Origin of the sequence: Albidovulum sediminis (assembly GCF_025380365.1) — a bacterium.
Taxonomy (GTDB): Bacteria; Pseudomonadota; Alphaproteobacteria; order Rhodobacterales; family Rhodobacteraceae; genus Albidovulum; species Albidovulum sediminis.
On record NZ_JAOCQF010000001.1, the window covers coordinates 773,339 to 790,618 of the forward strand.

At 69.9% G+C, this 17,280-nt stretch carries 16 protein-coding genes; 7 read left to right on the forward strand and 9 right to left on the reverse strand.

Features of this window, described 5'->3' with window-relative positions:
• Positions 1-183: 183 nt before the first annotated feature.
• From speB to N5I32_RS03825, 5 genes are all read left to right on the forward strand, one after another.
• Positions 184-1,149, forward strand: coding sequence for an agmatinase (speB, locus tag N5I32_RS03805; RefSeq protein ID WP_261494062.1), 966 nt, complete (start codon positions 184-186; stop codon positions 1,147-1,149).
• The gene (locus N5I32_RS03810; protein WP_261494063.1) at positions 1,146-1,565 is read left to right on the forward strand and encodes a DUF1499 domain-containing protein; all 420 of its coding nucleotides are present in this window, start codon (positions 1,146-1,148) and stop codon (positions 1,563-1,565) included. The genes speB and N5I32_RS03810 overlap by 4 nt, the downstream gene beginning before the upstream one ends.
• A 103-nt stretch (positions 1,566-1,668) precedes the next feature.
• Positions 1,669-2,724: a peptide chain release factor 1 gene (gene prfA, locus N5I32_RS03815; RefSeq protein ID WP_261494064.1), complete on the forward strand. Its 1,056-nt coding sequence runs from the start codon at positions 1,669-1,671 to the stop codon at positions 2,722-2,724.
• Complete coding sequence (gene prmC / locus N5I32_RS03820; protein ID WP_261494065.1) at positions 2,721-3,608, forward strand: peptide chain release factor N(5)-glutamine methyltransferase; 888 nt, start codon at positions 2,721-2,723, stop codon at positions 3,606-3,608. Before prfA ends, prmC begins: the two co-directional genes overlap by 4 nt.
• Positions 3,609-3,846: 238 nt before the next feature.
• Complete coding sequence (locus tag N5I32_RS03825; protein WP_261494066.1) at positions 3,847-4,536, forward strand: DUF4167 domain-containing protein; 690 nt, start codon at positions 3,847-3,849, stop codon at positions 4,534-4,536.
• Positions 4,537-4,566: 30 nt separating this feature from the next.
• Here the strand turns inward: N5I32_RS03825 and rsmA are convergent, their stop codons facing one another.
• The 6 genes from rsmA to lptF are packed head-to-tail and all read right to left on the reverse strand — an operon-like array spanning position 4,567 to position 12,112.
• Entirely contained in the window at positions 4,567-5,409 is an 843-nt protein-coding gene (gene rsmA / locus N5I32_RS03830; protein WP_261494067.1) for a 16S rRNA (adenine(1518)-N(6)/adenine(1519)-N(6))-dimethyltransferase RsmA, read from the reverse strand.
• The gene (gene pdxA, locus N5I32_RS03835) at positions 5,409-6,410 is read right to left on the reverse strand and encodes a 4-hydroxythreonine-4-phosphate dehydrogenase PdxA (RefSeq protein ID WP_261494068.1); all 1,002 of its coding nucleotides are present in this window, start codon (positions 6,408-6,410) and stop codon (positions 5,409-5,411) included. The genes rsmA and pdxA overlap by 1 nt, the downstream gene beginning before the upstream one ends.
• Positions 6,407-7,702: a peptidylprolyl isomerase gene (locus N5I32_RS03840; protein ID WP_261494069.1), complete on the reverse strand. Its 1,296-nt coding sequence runs from the start codon at positions 7,700-7,702 to the stop codon at positions 6,407-6,409. The genes pdxA and N5I32_RS03840 overlap by 4 nt, the downstream gene beginning before the upstream one ends.
• A 50-nt stretch (positions 7,703-7,752) precedes the next feature.
• A complete protein-coding gene (locus tag N5I32_RS03845; RefSeq protein WP_261494070.1) occupies positions 7,753-9,888 on the reverse strand; it encodes an LPS-assembly protein LptD in 2,136 nt (711 codons plus the stop codon).
• Entirely contained in the window at positions 9,885-10,973 is a 1,089-nt protein-coding gene (lptG, locus tag N5I32_RS03850) for an LPS export ABC transporter permease LptG (RefSeq protein WP_261494071.1), read from the reverse strand. The genes N5I32_RS03845 and lptG overlap by 4 nt, the downstream gene beginning before the upstream one ends.
• A complete protein-coding gene (lptF, locus tag N5I32_RS03855; protein ID WP_261494072.1) occupies positions 10,970-12,112 on the reverse strand; it encodes an LPS export ABC transporter permease LptF in 1,143 nt (380 codons plus the stop codon). The genes lptG and lptF overlap by 4 nt, the downstream gene beginning before the upstream one ends.
• Before the next feature lie 124 nt (positions 12,113-12,236).
• Between lptF and N5I32_RS03860 the strand changes: the two genes are divergently transcribed.
• Positions 12,237-13,706, forward strand: coding sequence for a leucyl aminopeptidase (locus N5I32_RS03860; protein WP_261494073.1), 1,470 nt, complete (start codon positions 12,237-12,239; stop codon positions 13,704-13,706).
• A complete protein-coding gene (locus tag N5I32_RS03865) occupies positions 13,706-14,182 on the forward strand; it encodes a DNA polymerase III subunit chi (RefSeq protein ID WP_261494074.1) in 477 nt (158 codons plus the stop codon). The genes N5I32_RS03860 and N5I32_RS03865 overlap by 1 nt, the downstream gene beginning before the upstream one ends.
• Here N5I32_RS03865 and N5I32_RS03870 read toward each other — a convergent pair.
• Genes N5I32_RS03870 through N5I32_RS03880 form a run of 3 tightly spaced genes read right to left on the reverse strand, consistent with a single transcriptional unit; the run spans position 14,179 to position 17,232 of the window.
• Positions 14,179-14,754 (reverse strand): retropepsin-like aspartic protease family protein, encoded by a 576-nt coding sequence (locus N5I32_RS03870; RefSeq protein ID WP_261494075.1) that lies wholly within the window; start codon positions 14,752-14,754, stop codon positions 14,179-14,181. The genes N5I32_RS03865 and N5I32_RS03870 overlap by 4 nt on opposite strands.
• A 12-nt stretch (positions 14,755-14,766) precedes the next feature.
• Complete coding sequence (locus tag N5I32_RS03875) at positions 14,767-15,384, reverse strand: MarC family protein (protein ID WP_261494076.1); 618 nt, start codon at positions 15,382-15,384, stop codon at positions 14,767-14,769.
• 3 nt (positions 15,385-15,387) lie between these two features.
• Positions 15,388-17,232 carry an ABC-F family ATP-binding cassette domain-containing protein gene (locus N5I32_RS03880; RefSeq protein ID WP_261494077.1) on the reverse strand — a complete coding sequence of 615 codons (1,845 nt, stop codon included), beginning with the start codon at positions 17,230-17,232 and terminating at the stop codon, positions 15,388-15,390.
• Positions 17,233-17,280 lie beyond the last annotated feature (48 nt).

Consider the following 17,280-nt stretch of genomic DNA (forward strand, 5'->3'; position numbering starts at 1 on the left):
GTCGGCTGAGGTGTTCGGGCGGGAATCGGCCCGCGGCGCGGGATCGGCTGCACTCTAGCCGCCCGCCACGCATTTGATCAAATTCTTCTTGACAAAACCGGCGCACCTTGGCCCTTTCGGGGGATCCGGATCCGCGGCGTCTCCGGCCATGAACGACGACGCGACCCTTCCCGAGAGATACTCATGGCACTCGAAGATGCAAAGAACGAGGTCGATACCGCCTTCACCCGCAGGGGACAGCGCGGCTACGCCTTTGAAAACGCCTTTGGCGGCGCAACCAGCTTTCTGCGCCGCACCTACACCAAGGACCTGGCCGGGGTGGACCTTGCCATCACCGGCGTTCCCTTCGATCAGGCGGTCAGCCACCGCAGCGGCACCCGCTTCGGCCCCCGCGCGATCCGCGAGGCGTCCTCGCTCCAGCCCTACGATCCGCCGCACGGCTGGCCGACCAACCCGCTCGAGGAGATGAACGTGATCGACTACGGCGATCTCGCCTTCGATTACGCCAACGTTCCGGAACTGCCCGAACGGCTGAGCGCGCATATCCGCACCATCCTTGCGGCCGGCGCGGGGACCATCACGCTGGGTGGCGATCACTACATCACCCTGCCGATCCTGAAGGCCTATGCCGAAAAGTTCGGGCCGCTCGGCGTCATCCAGTTCGACGCGCATTCCGACCTCTGGGCCGACGACAACATGGCCCGGATCGACCACGGGACGATGATGTACAAGGCCGTGAAGGCCGGCTACGTCGACCCCGCCCGCTCGGTCCAGATCGGCATCCGCACCACCACCGAGGATTACCTCGGCCTCTCCGTCATCACCGCGCGCGAGGCGCACGAGATGGGCGCGGCCGCGGTCGCCCTGCGGGCGAAGGCGATCGTCGGTGACGGCCCCGCCTATGTCACCTTCGACATCGACGCGCTTGACCCCGCCTTCGCGCCGGGGACCGGAACCCCGGTCTGGGGCGGGCTCGCCTCCTGGCAGGCGGCGGCGATCCTGCGCGACCTGGCGGGCATCAACCTCGTCGGCGGCGACATCGTCGAGGTTTCGCCCCCCTACGACACCACCGGCGCCACCGCGATCGCCGGCGCCCATGTCGCCTACGACCTGGTCTGCCTCTACCACTGGGCGCGGACGCGGAGGTGAGGCTGATCGGCCTCATCGCGCTGGCGGCACTTGTCGGGGGCATGGCCTATGTTCGCCTTGCCCCCTCAGACCCCGCGCGCTGGCACGTCGATCCCGGCCTGGCACTGGCGGGGCAGGGCGAATGGGCGCGCCTGACGCTGCCCGGCACCACCCCGGCGGCGGTTCTCGACCGGCTCGACGCCATCGCGATGGCGACCCCGCGGACGGTGCGGCTGGCGGGCAGCCCCGCCGAAGGGCGGATCACCTGGATCACGCGCAGCGCCGTCTTAGGCTTTCCCGACTACACTACCGCGGCGGCGCGTGAGGAAGCCGGCTCAACCCTGCTCGTCCTCCACGCGCGCCAGCGCTTCGGCCTGAGGGATATGGGTGTCAACGCCGCCAGGCTCAGGGACTGGACCGGGCAGATCGCACCCTGATCTTCATCTTGCCCCAAATACCTCACGGGGGTCCGGGGGTGTGAAACCCCCGGTTCGCGCGCTCCCCCTTGACCGCCGCCGGGACTGAGGGCACATCGCGCCCATGGTACCCTTGGACAAGCTTGACCAGATCGTGCGGCGCTTCGACTTTCTCGAGGCGAAACTCTCGTCCGGCGCGCCGCCGGGCGAGATCGCGGCGCTCAGCCGCGAGTATTCCGACCTGAAGCCGGTGGTCCAAGAGATCGCGGCCTACCGCCAGGCGCTGACCGATCTGGCGGAGGCCGAGGCGATGCTCGCCGATCCCGAGATGAAGGCGCTGGCCGAGGACGAACTGCCGGTCCTGAAGGCGCGTATCCCCGAGATGGAGGGGCGGCTCAGGATCGCGCTCCTGCCCAAGGACGCGGCCGACGCCCGCCCGGCGATCCTCGAGATCCGCCCCGGCACGGGGGGGGAGGAGGCCGCCCTTTTCGCGGGCGACCTGCTCCGCATGTACCAGAAGCACGCCGAGGCGCAGGGCTGGCGGTTCGACCTGCTGGAACTGAGCGAAAGCGAGTTGGGCGGCGTCAAGGAAGCCATGGCGCGGATCGAGGGGGAGGGCGTCTTTGCCCGCCTCAAGTACGAAAGCGGCGTCCACCGCGTGCAGCGCGTGCCGGAAACCGAGGCCGGCGGGCGCATCCACACCTCGGCCGCGACCGTCGCCGTCCTGCCCGAGGCCGAGGAGGTGGAGATCGAGATTCCCGCGACGGATATCCGCATCGACACGATGCGTGCCTCGGGCGCGGGCGGACAGCATGTGAACACCACCGACAGCGCCGTGCGCATCACGCATATTCCGACCGGGATCGTCGTCACCTCGTCGGAAAAGTCGCAGCACCAGAACCGCGCCAACGCGATGGCCGTCCTCCGGGCGCGGCTTTACGATCAGGAGCGGACGCGGGCGGATGCGGCACGCGCCGCCGACCGGCGCGCGCAGGTGGGCTCGGGCGACCGGTCGGAGCGCATCCGCACCTACAACTTCCCGCAAGGCCGGATGACCGACCACCGCATCAACCTGACCCTCTACCGGCTCGACCAGGTCATGGAGGGCGACCTGACCGAGGTCATCGACGCGCTCGTCGCCCATGACCAGGCCGCGAAACTGGCCGAGATGGAGGGATGAGCGGCACCCCGACGGAGACGGGCCTCCTCACGGCGGCGGATGCGCTGCGGGCGGCGGTGCCGCAGCTGGCTGCGGCGGGGGTGGCGGAACCGGCGCGCGACGCGCGGCTCCTGCTCGCGCATGCGCTTTCCATTCCGCCTGACCGGGTGACGCTGATCCTGCCGGAACCGCTTTCGCCCGAGGCCTCCGCGGCCTTCGAAGCGGCGGTGTCGGCGCGGGCGGCGCGCCAGCCGGTCGCGCAGATCACCGGGCGGCGGCTTTTCTGGGGCCGATCCTTCAAGGTCACGCGCGACACGCTCGACCCCCGGCCAGAGACCGAGGTTCTGGTGGCGGCCGCGCTTGAACGGCCGTTCGTCAAGGCGCTCGACCTCGGCACCGGGACCGGCTGCATCCTGCTGTCCTGCCTTGCCGGCATGCCTTTCGCGACCGGCACGGGCACCGACATCTCGCCCGCCGCGCTGGCGGTGGCTGAGGAAAACGCGGTCGCCCTCGGCCTTGCGGCGCGGGCGCGCTTCCTTCGGTCCGACTGGTTCGCGGCAGTGCCGGGGCGGTTCGACCTGGTCCTGTCGAACCCGCCCTACATCGCGGCGGAGGAGATGGCCGCACTTTCGCCCGAGGTGCGCGACTGGGAACCGCAGGGCGCGCTGACCCCCGGTGGCGACGGGCTCGACGCCTACCGCGCCATCGCGCGCGGGGCCGGCGCGCGGCTGATGGCGGGCGGTCGGCTCATCCTCGAAATCGGGCCGACGCAGGGCGCGGCGGTCAGGGCGCTGTTGCGGGCAGGCGGGTTCGACTGCGTGGAAATCCGCCCCGACCTCGACGGGCGCGACCGCGTGGTGATCGCGACGAAGGCCGGTGACGCCGACGACTGCGGCAGTTGCTGAGCGGCATACCGCCGCATCTGCGTGCTATTTGCCGCATTTTTTCCCGGCTTTCCGGACCTCACGCAGAATCGGCTTGTCTTGCGCGGTGCATCGTGCATACAGAAACCGTGATGTGAGGACCTGGGTCCGACCGTCGCGTTTCGCCCGAAATGACGGTGCCGCGATCTGAAAGCCTTCTGGCTGGGGTCGCTCTCCGGGCGAGGCCAGAGAATTTGCTTGCCCCAATACACGAAAGCACATGAGATCCTCAAAATCCCGTTCGCGTTCGAAGTCGAACCGCCAGCGTTCGCTTGGCAACATCATCAACCGCGTGTTCGACAGTTCCGGGCCCGAGGGCAAGGTTCGCGGAACGCCGCAGCAGATCATCGACAAGTACCTGATGCTGGCGCGCGACGCCCATCTGTCGAACGACCGCGTGGCCGAGCAGAACTTCCTCCAGCACGCCGAACACTACACCCGGCTTCTGGGTGAGGCGCAGCGCGAGATGCAGCGCGAACAGGAACTGCGCCAGCAGCAGGGCCAGCACCACCAGGGCGGCCAGAACGGCGAGCGCGGGCAGGGCGGGCGCGACCGCTACGACCAGCGCACTGACGCGCCAGAGGACATCGGCGAGGCGCCGGGTCTCGACTTCGGGACCGACACGGACGAGGGTCCGGGGCTGGTCGAAACGCCGGAAACCCGCGCTTCGGTCGCCGAGGAACGGACGCTCCCGCCGGTGACGGAGGCGGGTGAGGAAACGGATTCCCCCGCGGAAACCGCACGTAGGGACGACGGGGCGCGCAAGGATGACGGGGCGCGCAAGGAACGCAAGCCCCGCGGCGAGGGCGCACCGCGCGGGCCGCGCCGTCCGCGCGAAAAGCGGGGCGAGTCCGGGGACGGCGGCGCCGCGCCGGACACCAGCGACGGCAAGACCTCGGCCGCGGGCTGAACCGGGGCCGCAAGGCCGGAAGGAACCGCCTCAGCGGCCCGAGACAGCGCGCGCGAGCGCGCAGAACCCTTCGAGCGATATGTCTTCCGCCCGCGCGGTCGGGTCGATGCCCGCCGCCGCAAGGCGCGCCTCGATGTCGGGTGCTACGCCGCGCAGGCTCGCGCGCAGCATCTTGCGCCGCTGGTTGAAGGCGGCCGCGACGACACGGCTCAGCACCGCGGGATCGGCGGGGTAGCGCGGCTCGGGCAGGGCGGTCAGGTGCACCACCGCCGAATGGATCTTCGGCGGCGGGGTGAAGGCCTCGGGCGGCAGCGTCAGGACGATCTTCGCCTCGCAACGCCATTGTGCGAGGATTGCGAGGCGCCCGTAGGCCTTCGATCCGGGCCGCGCGACGATGCGCTCGGCCACCTCTTTCTGGAACATCAGCGTCAGGCTCGACCACACCGGCGGCCAGACGGGCGGCGTCAGCCAGCGCACCAGCAGTTCGGTCCCGACGTTGTAGGGCAGGTTGGCGACGACGCGGATCGGTGGCGTCAGATGCGCGAGCGGGTCGATCGACAGCGCGTCGGCATTCATCACCTCGAGCCGGCCGGGATAGGCGGCGGCGATCTCCGCCAGCGCGGGCAGGCAGCGGTCGTCCTTCTCCACCGCCAGCACGCGGCGCGCACCTTCGGCCAGAAGCCCGCGCGTCAGCCCGCCGGGGCCGGGGCCGACCTCAAGCACGTCGGAGTTCGACAGGTCGCCCGCCACGCGCGCGATCTTGGCCGTCAGGTTCAGGTCCAATAGGAAGTTCTGCCCCAGGCTCTTGCGGGCGGAAAGCCCGTGCCGGGCGATCACCTCGCGCAGGGGCGGCAGACCGTCGATCGCGGCCATCAGGCCAGCCCCCGCGCGCGCGCCATGTCTTCGGCCATGCGGAGAGCCGCGACAAGGCTCGACGGGTCGGCAAGGCCCCGTCCCGCGATGTCGAAGGCGGTGCCGTGGTCGGGCGAGGTGCGCACGAATGGCAGGCCCAGCGTGACGTTGACCCCGCCCGCGAAGTCGAGCGTCTTGATCGGGATCAGCGCCTGATCGTGATACATGCAGACAGCCACGTCATAGCCCGCCCGCGCAGCGGGGTGGAACATCGTGTCGGCGGGCAGCGGCCCGGCGATCGCCATCCCCTCGGCCCGCAGGCGGTCGAGCACGGGGGCGATGATCCGTTGTTCTTCGGCCCCCATCGTTCCGCCCTCGCCCGCGTGGGGGTTCAGCCCCGCGACGGCGATGCGGGGCGCGGCCAGCCCGAAGCTTTCGGTCAGCCCGTGGCGGGTGATGCGGATCGTCTCCTCCAGCAGGGCAGGCGTCAGCGTGGCGGGCACCTCGGCCAGCGGGATGTGGATCGTCACCGGCACCACGCGCAGGTCGGGGCAGGCCAGCATCATCACAACCCGATCAACCCCGGCCAGCGCGGCGAGGTATTCGGTATGGCCCGGAACGGCGAAGCCCGCGCCGTCCTTCAGCGCCTTCTTGCTGATTGGCGCGGTGGTGACGGCAGCGGCCTCGCCGGCCTGCATCAGGCCCACGGCGCGGGAGATCACGGCGACGACCGCGGGCGCGTTTGCCGGATCGGGGCGGCCGGGGACGGCGGCGGCGGGGAAGTCGTGGCGCAGCACCGGCAGCGTGCCGGGCGTGACCTTTGCCGCCCCGGCCGGGCCGGCGATCTCCTGCCAGGGCGTGCCGGGGGGAAGGTGGCGCGGGTCGCCGATCCAGAAGAACGGCAGGTTCGCGCCGAGGATGGCGCGCGCCTTCGCGGCGATCTCCGGCCCGATGCCCGACGGCTCGCCGCAGGTCAGCGCAATGGGGCGCGGGGCGGGGCGCGCAGCCGCGCGCAGGGTCATGGGCGGGTGATGACGGCTTCGGCGCGCAGTTCGGCCAGGTAGATGCCGGCCAGCGCGCTCAGCCGCTGATCCACGACCTCGGCCCGCACGGTATCGAGCGAGGGGCCGCGGTCGAAGCCCAGGGCCTTGTCCAGCGTCGGGCGTTCGTCCCCTTCGGCGGAGGTGGCGGCGGTCACCGGAATTTCTGCCGATCCCAGCGCGGTGAAGGCGTTGCGGTCGCAGAGCATCAGCAGAACCTGCGTGCTGCCGCGGCGGAGCGATGCGGAGGTCTCGTTCTCGTCCAGGTCCGCCAGCGCCGCGGCGACGTCGGAGGGCACCTGCGACAGCGCCTGCGTCTGCCGCTCCAGCCGGTCCGCGGGCAGCTTGCGCGAATATTCCAGAAGTTCGCCGCAGCTTTGCGCGGTGGCGCGGACACGGGCGACCTCGGCTTCGGCCTCGGGCGTGCCGGCGCCGGGGATCAGATACTGGAGATAGTCCACGGTGATGTTGGCGGGCTCGATCGGGCCGCCCTGATCGACCGCGCGCAAACGGATCAGCGCGATGGCATTGGCAACGGCGACCGGGGGGCTGACCTGACCCGGCTGCATCTGCATCACCACCGGGCGCAACTGCGGCGGCAGGTTGGTGACGGGGATCCAGCCGATCTGGCCGCCATTCTCGCGCGACGGCGCGGCGGAATGTTCGCGCGCGGCAGCGGCAAAGGCGCCCTCGCTCGTCGCGGTCTGCGACAGTTCCTCGGCCAGGTCGCGCTGGTCCGCGAAGGTGGCCGGCGAGGTCGGGATCAGGATTTCGGAAATCAGCACGCGCGGCCCGGCTCCGCGGCCCTGTTCGACCGACATCGCCCGCGCGATATCCGCATCGGTGACGAAGGTCCGGTTGGCGAAACGGGCGCGCACGACCTCGCGCCACAAAAGCCCGGCGTTGACGAAGTCGCGGTAGGTTTCGGCGGAAATGCCGCCCTGGCCGATCGCCTCGAGGAACTGGTCGAGCGTCAGGTTGGCGCGCCCGGCAAATTCCTCCATCCCCGCGGTCAGCTGTTCGGGCGTGATGGTGATGCCCTCGCGCTTGGCCGCATCGAGGCGCAGGCGGTCCTCGATCAGGCCGCGTTCGGCGTCCGCTGCGTGATCGCCCGGCACCCGGAGAATGTCGAGAAAGAGGATGCGCTGTTCCAGCTCATAGCCCGTGATGACGCGGCCGTTCACGGTCAGGACGGGTTCGAAGCCCCCCTGCGCCTGCGCCACCGGCGCAAGCAGGGTCAGGGCGAGGCCGATAAGAAGGGGGATCACGCGCATCGTCACAGTCCGTCTGCTCTTCTTTTCGTGTCGTCGGGGCTTGCCCCGGTTTATCGGGCGCAGGTGCGCCGGTACGATCGTCCGTCATAACCCGATCCGATCCCGCCCAGCGTGACCGACAGGTTGAAATCCGTCGTGGGCGTCACACTAGTCGAGGACGTGAACCGACGCGAGAGGGAAAGATCAATCAGCGCGCATTCGGTCCGGTACTCGAACCCGAGGCCGGCAAAGCCGGTGCGGTCGGCGGTGAAGTCGTGCCGCCCCTCGAAGCGCCCGCGCCAGCCCTCGCTCATCTGCCAGTAGCCGGCCAGCGTGACTTCCTGCGTGTCCTCGGGGCGGTCCTCGGCAAGGTCGGATTCGAGCATCAGGTAGCCGGCGGTGACCCCGTAGTCGGGCGTCTGCCAGGCCAGCGCCAGGCTGTTGCGCGTCAGGCTCAGATCGTCGGCGAACAGCGCGCGGCCGACGAAGTTCAGCCCGCCGGGGGTCTGCACCTGCCCCGATACGAGCCAGTCCGAGGCGGTCCCGGCCAGCCCGGAGCTTTCGGTGAACTGGCCGAGGTCGCGGCTGCGGAAGACGCGCCCGCCCGCCAGCGAAAGGTTCCACCCCTCGGGGTCGTAGCGCGTCCAGGCCAGCCCGAGGTTGGTGCGCAGGCCTTCCTCGCGCAGGTCGAGGCCGGCGAAGCGGTCGAGCGAGAACAGGTTGCCCTCGTCGAATTCCACCAGCGAACTGTCCTCGTTCGGGACCGTCTCGCTGCTCTCGGGCGACCAGACAATCTGGGCCACCGGTTCGAGCACATGGGCGGCGCCGTCCGCCCCCGCCTTGATCAGCGGCCAGCGCAACTCCGCCCCGAGCGAGGCGGTCGAACGCGTCACGGTGCCGGGGAAGGCGGCATCCTGCGAAATGGCGTAGAAGCTGGACGTGACATCGAACATGCCCGAAAAGACGAGGCCGCCGTCGCTGACCCAGTTGCGCCGCCAGTCGAGCCCGATCGAGGCGCGCGCCACGTCGCGGCCATCGGCCACGCCGTCGCCGTTGGTGTCGATGTCCACGTCCGAGGGGCGGTAGAACCCGTTGGTCTGGAAGCGGAACCCGCCCTCGCCGCCCAGGTAGGCCGGGGCAAAGCGGCGTTCATAGACCAGCGCGCCAAGTGCCGTGGGCGTGGTCGTGTTGCCCTCGCCCTCGCGGATCGAGTGGTAGTTCGCGATCGAGCCGAGGATGTATTCGTTGCGCCGCGTCCGGGTGATGTCGATGCCGCTGCGCAGCCGGTCGTCGTCGGACACGCCGTAGTCGAGCAGATAGGCCGGGTCGGAAACGATCCGCAACTCGCCGGTCAGCTGGAAATTGTCGGGCAGGGCGAAGCTGCCGGTGCCGAAGAGATAGCCGCGGGTTTCGTCGGGCAGGACGTCGTCGCGCGACACCGCGCCCTCGACCTCGACCCTGCCGTTCACATAGGCCTGCCGGTAGCGGAATTCGAGCGTCGTGGTCCGCCCCGAGAGATAGGGCGTCAGCGTCACGTCGCGGCTGTCGCCGAGTGTGATGAAGTAGGGAACCTTCACGCCGACCCCGAGGTTCGACGTGGAGCGGATGCCGGGCAGCAGGAACCCGGTGGCGCGGTCGAGCGTCGGGTCGGGCATCCTGAGCCAGGGGGCGTAGAAGATCGGCACGCCGATGACCCGGAACTGCGCATGGTCGAAGTAAAGCTGGCGTTCCTCCTGGTCGTGGGTCACCCGTTCGGCGCGGATTTCCCACAGGGGCACCGGGTTCGACGGGCAGACCTCGCAGGCCGAGGCGACGACGCGTTCCATCCGCGTATACCGGCCCGCCTCGCGCACGACCCGGTTCGAGGCGATCTGCATCTGCTGGTTGATCACCATCCGCGCGCTGTCGAGGATGCCGTCGGTCATCTCGCGCGACAGCGTCGCGCCATCGGCCATGAGCAGCACGCCGCGCCCGTCGTCCAGCGTCACCGGCCCCCGGATCGTCAGGTTGTCGGAGGCCGGGTCGTAGACGATCGCGGCGGCGGTCAGCCGCGCCCCTTCGAAAAAGACCTCGACATGGCCCTCGGCAGTCAGCGTGCCGGTGCCGGTCAGAAACATGCGGTCCGCGACCAGCGTTGCCGCATCCTGCGCCGCGGCGGGGCCGGCGGCGAGCAGCCAAAGGGCCAGCAGGGTGCGCGCGCGGATCATCCTTCCTCCAGGTGCAGGACAAGGCCGAGCGACAGGAACGTCGCCGCGACCGGCGGGCTCCAGGCGGCGAGCGCGACGGGGATCTGCCCGTTTTCGCCCAGGACCTGCGCGAAGTTGCGCAGGAAGAAGAAGGCAAAGCCCGAGACGATGGCAAGCAGGACCATCAGCCCGGTGCGCCCGAAGCGGACGTGGCGCATGGTGAAGCCGGCGCCGATCAGCACCATCGCGGCCAGAAGCAGCGGCAGCGCAAGTTCCATCTGGAACCAGACAAGATGCGCGCGCGCCGAAAAGCCCGCCCGCTGCAGCCCGGCGATGAAGCCCGGCAGATCCCAGATCGGGATGGCCGAGGGCTGGCCGAAGCTGTCGCGGATCCGGTCCGCCGTCAGGTCGGAGGGCAGCGCAAGTTCGGTCGCGCGGGTGGCGCCCGCCTCGGCGTTGCCGCCGGGCTCCAGGTCCCACTGCTTGGCGTTCGCCAGCCGCCAGCCGCCCGGCTCCAGCACCGCGCGCGCGGCGGCGATGCGCCGCGCCGGCATGCCGTCGGGCGTAAAGGTCATGAAGGTCACGCCCCAGAGCACGGTCCCGTCGGTGTTGGAGCGGTCGGCGTGGATCACCGTCTGCCCCTCGGCCCCGCCCTGGCGCAGCCACAGCCCCTCGCCGGTGACCGACAGCGTGCTGGCCGATCCGCCGTGCAGCCCGGAGCGGAGTTCGTAGGCCTTGGTGGTGCCCGCCGCGATCGGGTTCAGGACCGCGACGGCCAGCACCCCGATCAGGATCGCGGTCACGACCGGCGCCATCAGCGTCACCAGCGCCGACCGCCCGCCCGCGCGGATCACCACCAGTTCGGAACTGCGCGCCAGCGCGAGGAAAAGCCCGACAGTGGCCAGGATCACGATCAGCGGCAGGATGCGGTAGAGCGAGGCGGGCGTGCTGAGTGCCGCAAGCTCCGCCGCCTCGCCGAACCCGATGCCGGAAAAGCGACGCACCTGCTCGACCATCTCGATCAGGGCCAGAAGCACTACGAACCCGCCCGAAATGGCCAGGAACATCAGCAGGAACCGCCGCGCGACGTAGAAGGTCAGCGTCATGCCGCTACCCCCCGAAGCGGGGCCCGCACCCGCCGCACCCGGCCGGCCCGGACCAGCATCAGCGCCGCCGCCGCAAGGCCGGTCGCGGCCGGCAGATAGGCCAGCGGCCAGAGAGTGGCATCAGCGCGGCCAAGGCCGGTGGCCACGTTGATCAGCATCTGCACGCCGATCAGGCAGCCGACCGCCAGCGCGATCTGGCGCCAGAGGCCAAGCCGGCTGAATTCGCCCAGCATCAGCGCCGAGAACCCCAGCACCGCGGCCACCAGCGCCATCAGCGGCTGGGCCAGCCGCTCGTGCCCCTCGTACAGAAGCGCCGCACGATCCTCGCCCACCAGCGCCTGCGTTTCGGGGGCCCCGGCCAGAAGCTCCGGCGTCGACAGTTCCTCGATCCCGACCGCGCGGCCGCCGCTGCGCGCGACCAGCGCGCCGATGTCGAAGGAGAAGTCGGAAAACCGCGTGATCGTAAGTCGCGCCGAGCCCTCGTCAAAAGTCTGCGCCATGCCGTCGAACATGACGAGCTTCGGCCCGGTATCGCTGCGCACGATCAGCGCGCGCTGCGCGGTATAGGTCGTGGTCGATCCCGGCGCGGGACCGTTGGACTGCCGCGAATCGGTGAGGAAGATCTCCTTCAACTCGCCGGCTTGCGTGATCTCCCGCACGTAGAAGGTGACGCCCGATCCCGGGTGAACGAAGGTGCCCTCGGACAGCAACCGGGCCGAGACGTTGGCGGAGATGTCGTCGTTGCGGTCGGCAAGGCGGGTGCGGCTGGCCGGCACGAGGAGGTGGACCAGAACCGCCATCATCAGCGCCACGATCAGGCCGAAGAAGACGACCGGGCGCGCCATCCGGAAGGGCGAAAAGCCGGTGGCGCGCATGACCACAAGCTCGCTTTCGCTGGTCATGCGGTTGGTAGCGTAGACGGCGGCGATGAAGGCCGCGATGGGCAGGACGATGCGGATGACGTAGGGCAGCGTCAGCGCGGTGAATTCCAGGAACGTCCAGGCCGACTGCCCGTCGGCGATCAGCCTGTCGAAAAGCCGCACCGCGCGGTTGACCCAGTAGACCGCCACGAGCACGAGCGCGAAGAAGCCGAACAGCATCATCAGCTGCGACAGCATGTATCTGTCGAATCTGGACACTTCCTGCCGCCCCCGTCTTCCGTCTTTCCCTTTCCCTAGCCCAAAGTGGGGGCCGGGGGAACTCATATCTGGTCAATCCGGGCGGGCTTGGCTAGGGTCCGGCCAAACCATGCCGGAGAGCGTCATGACGACACCCGCAGACATCCGTTTTGCCACCGTCCCCGCCGGGGAGCTTGCGGCCTTTGCCGGTCGCCTCGCCGTGCTGCTCCCGTCCGAGGGCGGCCCGGGGCCCGAGGCGCGACGGCTCGACCGGCTGATGAAGGGCGCGATCACGCGGGCGATGGCGGGCAAGGCCTGGGCCAAGCTCAAGGCGGGCGAGGCGATGGACCTCGCCTATCCCGCAGGGCTCGCGGCCGAGGCGGTCCAGCTGGTGAAACTGCCGCTGAAGGCAAGCGTGGCCGAGGCGCGCAAGGCCGGGGCCGCGATCGGCAAGGCGCTTGGCGAGGCCGGGGCGATCGTGCTGGCCGGGGCGCAGCCACGCGCGGCCGACCTGTCGTTCGGCCTTGCCCTGCGCGCCTACGACTTCGACGCCTACCGCTCGGGCGAGCGGGCGGGGAAGGGCGCGGTCACGCTGTCGGTGACCCGGCCCGAGGCGGTCGCAGCGGCGGCGCAGCCGCTGATGGCGCTGGCCGAGGGCGTGTTCTTCACCCGCGACCTCGTCAATGAACCCGCAAACGTGCTGACCACGACCGACTTCGCCGCCCGCCTGGCCGCGATGCAGGAGCTTGGGCTCGAGGTCGAGATCCTCGAGGAGGACGCGCTCGCCAAGCTCGGCATGCGCGCGCTTCTGGGCGTGGGGCAGGGGTCCGACAGCCCATCGCGCGTGGTTGTCATGCAGTGGATGGGCGGCGCGAAGGGCGAGGCTCCGCTGGCCCTGGTCGGCAAGGGCGTCGTCTTCGACACCGGCGGCATCTCCATCAAGCCCGCGGCGGGGATGGAGGAGATGACGATGGACATGGGCGGCGCCGGCGTCGTCGCCGGCGTGATGCGCACGCTGGCGCTGCGCCGGGCGCGGGCCAATGTCGTCGGCATCGTCGGGCTGGTCGAGAACATGCCCGACGGCAAGGCCCAGCGTCCGGGCGACATCGTCCGCTCGATGAAAGGCGACACGATCGAGGTGATCAACACCGACGCCGAGGGGCGGCTCGTGCTGGCCGACGTGCTCTGGTACGCGCAGGACCGGTTCAAGCCGCGCGGCATGATCGACCTTGCCACGCTGACCGGCGCGATCATCATCGCTCTTGGCCACGAACATGCCGGCGTCTTCGCCAACGACGACAAGCTGGCGGGTGCCTTCCTTGCCGCGGCGGCGGCGGAGGGCGAGGGCGCCTGGCGACTGCCGATGGGCGAGGGCTATGACAAGCTGATCAAGTCGCGGCTGGCCGACATGAAGAACACTGGCGGCCGCCCCGGCGGCTCGATCACCGCCGCGCAGTTCCTGCGCCGCTTCGTGCGCGACGAGACCCCCTGGTGCCACATCGACATCGCCGGTGTGACGCTCCAGTCCGCCGAAACCCCGCTGGCACCCAAGGGGGCGACCGGATGGGGGGTGATGACGCTCGACCGGATGATCCGCGACCTGCTCGAGCGCTGATGGGCGACGCGCGCTTCTACCACCTGACCCGCTCGGGCCTCGACCAGGCGCTGCTGTCGCTTCTGGTGCGGTCGCTGCAGGCGGGCTGGCACGTGGTGGTGCGCGGGCGGGATGCGGCGCGGCTCGACCATCTCGACCAGGCGCTCTGGCTGGGCGAGGAGGACGGGTTCCTGCCGCACGGGCGGGCGGGCGGCCCGCATGACGCGCTGCAGCCGATCCTGCTGACGACCGGGGCGGAGCGCCCGAACGGCGCGCAATGCCTGATGAGCATCGACGGCGCCCCGGTCGCGGCCGAGGAGGCGCGCGAGCTGGAACGGGTCTGCGTGATCTTCGACGGGACCGACACCGCCGCGGTCGAGGCCGCGCGCGGCCAGTGGCGCAGCCTGACCGCCGCCGGCATCCCGGCCGAATACTGGAGCGAGGAGGGCGGCCGCTGGCAGAAGAAGGCGGAAAGCGCCGGCGCGCGTCAGCCCTAGCGCCTGAGCACCAGGCGCTCGCCGGAGAGCGTCAGCTCGAACCGCCCCAGATAGCTCATCCCCAGAAGCGAGGTATCCAGATCGCCCGCGTTGACGACGGCCGCGAGGTCGCGGTCGGTGAAGGGGCCGAGGGTGAAGCTTTCCAGCCGCACCGGCGCGGTCTGCACCACGCCGTTCGCCGTCTGGGCGCGGCCGAAATAGCCCAGGGCGTCGGGGTTGAGACCCGCGCGTTCGGCATCGCGCCGCGTCAGCACGATCTGGCTGGCGCCGGTATCGACGACGAAGAGGACCTTCGCCCCGTTCACCTCGGCCGTCAGGTAGAAATGCCCGTCCGCGGAGGCGTCGACCTCAAGCCCGCCCTCGCTCAGCCGCATCGCCTCGGGCACGACCGTGCGGCGCAGGTCCCCCCAGAGGCCATAGGCCACGATCACGCCGATGAAGATGAAGGCCCAGATCGCCGCCTGCTGCGCCGTCCGCCCCAGGTTGCGCCGCCCCTGCGCAAGGAAGTAGCCGCCGACCACCATCAGCAGCAGGACCAGATAGGCGAGCCGTCCGAGATCGTCGCCGCTCACCCGCGCGCCCCCTCAGATCAGGCCGGTGCCGCGGATGCCATCCAGCACGAACTGCACCGACAGCGCCGCCAGAAGCATCCCCAGAAGCCGGGTGATGACGACGATCCCGGTGCGGCCCAGAAGCCGCTCGATCACCGGCGCGGCGAGGAAGAAGACGAAGGCCGAGGCGATAACGATCACCATGACGGCATGGATCGCAAGCGTATGCGCCAGCCCCGTGGCGGGCGAGTTGTTGACCAGCAGGATCATCGTCGTGAACGCCCCCGGCCCGGCGATGAGTGGCGTCGCCAGCGGAAAGACCGAAGGATCGTGCGCGGGATCGGCGTGCTGCCCCTCGCGCCGCTGGGTGCGCCGCTCGAACAGCATGTCGAGCGCGGTGACGAAGAGAAGGATGCCGCCCGAGATGCGGAAGGCGGGCATGGAGATGCCGATCACGCTCAGGATATTGTCGCCCAGGAGCCCGAACAGCGTCATCAGCACCGCCGCGATCAGGCAGGCGCGCAGCGCCACCGCGCGGCGATGGGCGACACTCATCCCCTGCGTCAGCGCGATGAACAGGGGCGCCAGCGCGATCGGATCGACGATCACGAAAAGCGTCACCAGCGCGGTCAGGTAGAATTGCGGGTCCACTGCCTATGCCTCTGCCGCCTCGAGCTTTTCCGCCGCCTTCAGCCAAAGCGCCTCGGCCCGGTCGAGCCCCTCCATCACCTCGGCATATTTCTTCTGCCAGACGGCGGCTTCGTCGGGGCGGGCGTAAAGCTCCGGATCGGCCAGCTTCACCGACAACTTGTCGCGCATATCGTTCAGCTTGGCCAGCCTTTCCTCGCAGCGGCGCACCTCGGCCTTCATCGCCAGCACCGTCTCGCGCGGGGGGCGGGCGGGCTTTTCCTTCGGTCTGGCCGCCGGCTTCTCGGCCTCGTCGCCGGCCAGAAGCTCTCGCCGGTAGGCGTCGAGGTCTTGCCCGTAGGGCGCGACCGCGCCACCCTTGACCAGCCACAGCCGGTCCGCGACCAGCCCCAGCAGGTGCATGTCGTGGGAGACGAGGATGACGGCGCCGGAATATTCGGTCAGCGCCTCCACCAGCGCCTCGCGGCTTTCGATGTCGAGGTGGTTGGTCGGTTCGTCGAGGATCAGGAGATGCGGCGCGTCGATCGTCGCCAGCACAAGTGACAGCCGCGCCTTCTGCCCGCCCGAAAGCCGCGCCACGACGGTATCGGCCTGGTCCGCGCCCAGGCCAAAACCCGCCAGCCGCGCCCGCAGCTTCGCCTGGTGCTCCTCCGGTCTGAGGCGCCGGATGTGCTGAAGCGGCGTCTCGTCCAGGTGCAGCTCATCCACCTGATGCTGGGCAAAATAGCCGATCCGAAGCTTCGAGGATCGCGTGATCTTGCCCTCGCACACCTCAAGTTTTCCCGCCAGAAGCTTGGAAAGCGTGGATTTTCCCTCGCCGTTCCTGCCCAGAAGGGCGATCCGGTCGTCCTGGTCGATGCGCAGGTTCAGCCGCCTCAGCACCGGCGCGCCGCCATAGCCCACCGCGGCCCCGTCCAGCGTGATGATCGGCGGGGACAGCTGCTCGGGCGCGGGGAAGGTGAAGACGACCTTCTTCGCCTCCTCGGGCGCCAGGATTGGTGTCATCTTCTCCAGCATCTTGACCCGGCTCTGCGCCTGCACGGCCTTCGACGCCTTGGCCTTGAAGCGGTCGACGAAGCTTTGCAGATGCGCCCGCCGCGCCTCCTGCTTCTTGGCCTCGGCCGCCTGCACCGCGCGCTGCTCCGCGCGCGAGCGGGCAAAGGTGTCATACCCCCCCGACCAGAGCGTCAGCTTGCGGTTTTCCAGGTGCAGGATCGCGCCCACCGCGCGGTTCAGAAGCCCGCGGTCGTGGCTGATGACAATGACCGTGTGCGGATACTTCGCCAGGTAGCTTTCCAGCCACAGCGCGCCTTCAAGGTCGAGGTAGTTGGTCGGCTCGTCAAGAAGCAGCAGGTCTGGCTGCGCGAAGAGAACGCCCGCCAATGCCACCCGCATCCGCCAGCCGCCGGAGAAATCCGAACAGGGCCGGCGCTGGTCCTCGGTGTCGAAGCCCAGCCCGCGCAGGATCGACGAGGCGCGCGCCTCCGCCGACCAGGCGTCGATGTCGGCCAGGCGGTGCTGGATATCGGCGATGCGGTGCGGGTCCGTTGCCGTCTCCGCCTCGGCCATCAGCGCGGCCCGCTCGGTGTCGGCGGCCAGCACCGTGTCGATCAGCGAGGTCGACGACGACGGCACCTCCTGCGCCACCCCCCCCACGCGGGAGCGGGCGGGGCGCGTGATCTCGCCACCCTCCAGCGCCAGTTCGCCCCGGATCAGGCGGAAGAGCGTGGTCTTGCCGGTGCCGTTCTGGCCGACAAGACCGACCTTGTGGCCGGTGGGAATCGTCGCACTGGCGCCCTCGAACAAAGGGCGGCCCTCGACCGAATAGGTGATGTCTGAAATCCTGAGCATGGCGGCGCCTTAGCAGAGCCCGCGCGGGACGGAAAGCGCCCCGCTTTC

Bases quoted from the DNA above. Each gene is read 5' to 3' on its own strand.
- prmC (WP_261494065.1), top strand. From the start codon at position 2,721: ATGAGCGGCACCCCGACGGAGACGGGCCTCCTCACGGCGGCGGATGCG.
- speB (WP_261494062.1), top strand. From the start codon at position 184: ATGGCACTCGAAGATGCAAAGAACGAGGTCGATACCGCCTTCACCCGC.
- lptG (WP_261494071.1), bottom strand. From the start codon at position 10,973: ATGACGCTGACCTTCTACGTCGCGCGGCGGTTCCTGCTGATGTTCCTG.
- pdxA (WP_261494068.1), bottom strand. From the start codon at position 6,410: ATGACCCTGCGCGCGGCTGCGCGCCCCGCCCCGCGCCCCATTGCGCTG.
- prfA (WP_261494064.1), top strand. From the start codon at position 1,669: ATGGTACCCTTGGACAAGCTTGACCAGATCGTGCGGCGCTTCGACTTT.
- N5I32_RS03825 (WP_261494066.1), top strand. From the start codon at position 3,847: ATGAGATCCTCAAAATCCCGTTCGCGTTCGAAGTCGAACCGCCAGCGT.
- N5I32_RS03840 (WP_261494069.1), bottom strand. From the start codon at position 7,702: ATGCGCGTGATCCCCCTTCTTATCGGCCTCGCCCTGACCCTGCTTGCG.
- N5I32_RS03865 (WP_261494074.1), top strand. From the start codon at position 13,706: ATGGGCGACGCGCGCTTCTACCACCTGACCCGCTCGGGCCTCGACCAG.
- N5I32_RS03880 (WP_261494077.1), bottom strand. From the start codon at position 17,232: ATGCTCAGGATTTCAGACATCACCTATTCGGTCGAGGGCCGCCCTTTG.
- rsmA (WP_261494067.1), bottom strand. From the start codon at position 5,409: ATGGCCGCGATCGACGGTCTGCCGCCCCTGCGCGAGGTGATCGCCCGG.
- N5I32_RS03860 (WP_261494073.1), top strand. From the start codon at position 12,237: ATGACGACACCCGCAGACATCCGTTTTGCCACCGTCCCCGCCGGGGAG.
- N5I32_RS03845 (WP_261494070.1), bottom strand. From the start codon at position 9,888: ATGATCCGCGCGCGCACCCTGCTGGCCCTTTGGCTGCTCGCCGCCGGC.